At 58.7% G+C, this 3,783-nt stretch carries 2 protein-coding genes; both read right to left on the reverse strand.

The window, feature by feature from the left end:
* Positions 1-918 (reverse strand): sensor domain-containing diguanylate cyclase (locus HLUSI_RS0114185; RefSeq protein WP_157137864.1); only part of this gene is annotated, 918 nt, incomplete at its 3' end.
* 218 nt (positions 919-1,136) lie between these two features.
* Positions 1,137-3,224, reverse strand: a complete 2,088-nt coding sequence (locus HLUSI_RS0114190) for a TonB-dependent siderophore receptor (RefSeq protein ID WP_016834594.1) — start codon at positions 3,222-3,224, stop codon at positions 1,137-1,139.
* Positions 3,225-3,783: the final 559 nt, after the last annotated feature.

Below are 3,783 nucleotides of genomic sequence, written 5' to 3' on the forward strand. Positions count from 1 at the left end.
GGCATCGCCGACGGCGCGTCCATGCTTGTCGTTGATCTGTTGGAACTGATCGATATCGCAGACCGCCATCGACAAGGGCTTTGCCGTGCGGCGCGCCAGCCGGAATTCGCGATTGGAATATTCATCGAATTGACGCCGGTTGGCGAGCCCGGTGAGCGGATCGCGGGTGGCCATCTCGTAGAGGTGCGCATTGTAGAGGCGGATTTTCGTGATCAGGGGACGGAAGATCAGCAGCGCTTCCAGCGCCAGTGCAATGAGCAGCACGACCAGCAAAACCCGTTGCCCCATGCGTGCCTGTTCAATGCGCGCATCCGCTTCCCCGGAGAACAACGCAGCCGCGCGATCGAGCGCAGGCAACAGCAGATCGCGGGAATGGTGTTGCAACGCCCGATAAGCCTCGTTGCCGGTGTTCATGTTCGTCGCACCAATGAAACGGCGCGTGTCGTCCAGGAAACCGCGGACGTCGGCATCAAGCGGAGTGCTGCCGCCAAAATACAGTTCATGTTCAGCAGCGGTGAGCTGATAGCCGGCAGTGTTCGCCTTGCCGCTGAGCGTATCTTGCAAGCGCTCCATCTGAGCGACGGCATCCTGCAAGGCCTCGCTGGTGGACGTGTCGCCGACATACAGGTCCGTGCTGAGCAGCGCGATACGTTGCGACAGCACGCGCTGCTGCTCTACGAGATGAACGCGCTGTGCGGCGCTGCGTTGCTCGATGATGATGTTGTCGAGCAGAAAGAACGCCGCCAGGAACAGAAGCACCGTCACCGCCACGCCAACGGCATAGGCAATGGTCATCCGGTTGGCGCTGATCTTTCTGTCGGGCAAGCTGATCCATGCTGTTTTGGCTGGCTTGGTTTCTTGGGCCGCACGTGTCATCGTGGTGCTTTCTGTGGTTGGGGACGCGCATGCGCGATGCATGGCTGAGGGTCGATATTATGACATCAGTGACGGGTGCGAACATCGAGGCTTCGGGAACACAGTCACAATGAATTTTGCACAGCGAAAGCACCCACCTGCCTTGACGTAGTAATCAAGGATTGAATATATTTCCGACTCTTTCCAGGCCTGTTGCCAAACTGGTCAACGTGGGACGGAATTTCACCGCGCAAAAAAACGAGGCCGTCGGCAGCAACCGATCAGAAGCGATAGGTGGCGCTCAGCACCGCGCTGCGACGGGCGCCGTAGAAGCAGTCGCCACGCGCCAAACAGACGCTGACATAAGTCTTGTCGAAGAGATTGTTGACGTTGAAGCGGTACATCCATGAACCCGCGTTATACGACATCATCGCATCGGCCAATGTGACCGATGGAATCGGATTGTTGTCCATGCCGTCATAGGATGTGCCGACATAACGTGCGCCACCACCCAGCGTCAGGCCGGCCAACGCTCCGTTAAAACGATAGGTCGCCCACAGCGAGGCCATGTGTTCAGGAATACCAGCCAGACGCTTGCCGTTATCGGTGCCGTTGCTGCGCGCCACTTTGGCGTCGGTATAGCTGTAGCCGGCCGTCATGGTCCACTGCCGGTTCAGCTCGGTGGTCGCCTCCAGCTCCAGTCCGCGCACCTGCGCTTCACCGATCTGAATGCTGTTGCTGGGGTTGGTCGGGTCGGTGGTCTTGCGATTGAGCTCGCTCAGATCGTATAGCGCGGCAGTGTATGAGGAGCGGCTGCCGGCCGGCTGGAACTTGACGCCGACTTCGGTCTGCTTGCCGCGTGTAGGCTTGTACGGCGTATTGTAAAAGTCGAAGCCGCCCAGCGGCTGGAACGATTCGGCATAGCTGATATAAGGCGCAATGCCGTTCTCGAACTGATACACCAGACCGGCGCGCTTGGTCAGTGCGGTGTCGTCACGCGCGGCGCTCGGCGTATTGGCCGTGTCCGACTTGGACCAGTCGCGACGCACCGCCAGCAAGGCGGTCCAGGCGCCGGACTTGATCTGATCCTGCAGATAGACGCCGGTCTGGCGCTGGGTTGCCTCGGCTGCGCGGCGCAGCACCGGCAACGTGTAATTACCATAGACAGGGGTGTAGACATCGATCGCCGTGGTGTTGCCGGAACCGCTGACGCCATTGGTCACGGCGCGCTGATAGTCGAGCCCGGCCAGCACGGTGTGTTGCAGGGCGCCGCTATTGAGGCGCGCTTCCATCTGCGTATCGGCCACTGCGCTGATGACTTGCGGACGATTGATGTAAACCGTGCGGTTGATGCTGCGATTGTCTGCATTGAGCGCTGGCGCCGGACTGAAGCGCGCGTAGATGCTCTGGTAATTCACCTCGCTGTTGGTATAACGCAAGTTCTGGCGAAACGCCAGATTGGGACTGAACTTGTGTTCGAACTGATAGCCGGCCGAACGCTGCTTGGCGGTGAAATCGTCAAAGCCGGGCTCACTGATGAAGCGGCTGGTGGAGATCTGGCCATTGGGTGCAGCGTACAAGGTGCCGCGCCACGGGAAGAACCCCACCGACGAGCCGCTGACATCTTTCTGATAGCGTGCATACAGGGTCAGCGAGGTATCGGCGTTCGGCCGCCAGGTCAGCGAAGGCGCAACCAGGGTGCGGTTGTCGGGTACATAATCGACATCGGTATCGCTCTCGCGACCGACCACCACCAGCCGGTACAGCAGCTTGCCGTCGTCATCAAAGGCGCCGGTGAAGTCGCCCGATATCTGCTTGCGATTGTTCAGGCCGAGCTGTACGCCGATCTCGTTCATGCGCTCGGCCTGCGGCATCTTCGACGTCATGTTGACGATGCCGCCGACGCTGCCCTGGCCGTACAACACCGAAGACGGGCCGTGCAATACTTCGACCCGCTCAAGCATGTAGACGTCGGGACGAATATTGGTATAGCTGCCGAAGGACATCTGCAGACCATCCAGATAAATCACCGGCGCGACACCGCGCACAGTGCTCCAGTCGCCGCGATTGTCAAAGCCGTAAGCCTCGGCGCGAATGCCGGCGCTGTAGCGCATGGTTTCCTGCAGGTTGAGCGCGCCGCGGTCTTCGATCTGATCGCGCGTGATGACGCTGATGGCCTGCGGCGTTTCGATCAGGGCGGAGTCGGTCTTGGAACCGGTGGCGCTGCGCCGCGCCACATAGCCGCGCACCGGGCCTTTGGCGGTTTCCTTGTCGCTTTCTGCCGAGACGTCGATCTGCGGCAAAGTTTCTTGCGCCTGCGCCTGCGGCAATACGGCCCCGGCCAGCAGTGCAGAAAATGTCACCGGCAAGAGGCCGGGGCGCCAAGCACGCTGTTGCCTACCCCGATACCCGATGCCCTGTTGCCGATATGCGTGGTGTTGCTTTGTCGTCCGTTCTGCCATGTCGCTTCCTTTAAGAAATGAAGTCGCTGGCAGTGAACGTTCAAGCACACCGCAGATAATTTGCGGCAACCGGAACCAGGCTGGCTATTGAAGAAAAACTGAAAGCCGCATTGTAAGTGCTTTCCAAGAATGCTTCTCATTTTTACTACTTGTTCTCCACTTGTCCAGGGTGGGATTGGTTCTTTGTACAGTTTGAAAACTATCGGGTGAGAGGTTGGCGCAAATTGACCCATGCTCTGGGACACAAAGAACGATGAATTTACCGGCACCCGACAAACTTGAATCAAAGCGGCCATGACGAAAAATTTGAGCAGGACTGCTGCTCAACGATGGCATTAAATGGGAACGGTATTGGAAGAGATTTGACGGCAGACCAGATAGGTCAACTGAAGATCACCATGAGTGTTCTCTGCTGAAAGCATGGTCGCAGATCGCCCGTCGTAAGCTTGGGAAGCTTCTGCTCTAC

It is taken from the genome of Herbaspirillum lusitanum P6-12, assembly GCF_000256565.1.
Classification (GTDB): domain Bacteria; phylum Pseudomonadota; class Gammaproteobacteria; order Burkholderiales; family Burkholderiaceae_D; genus Herbaspirillum; species Herbaspirillum lusitanum.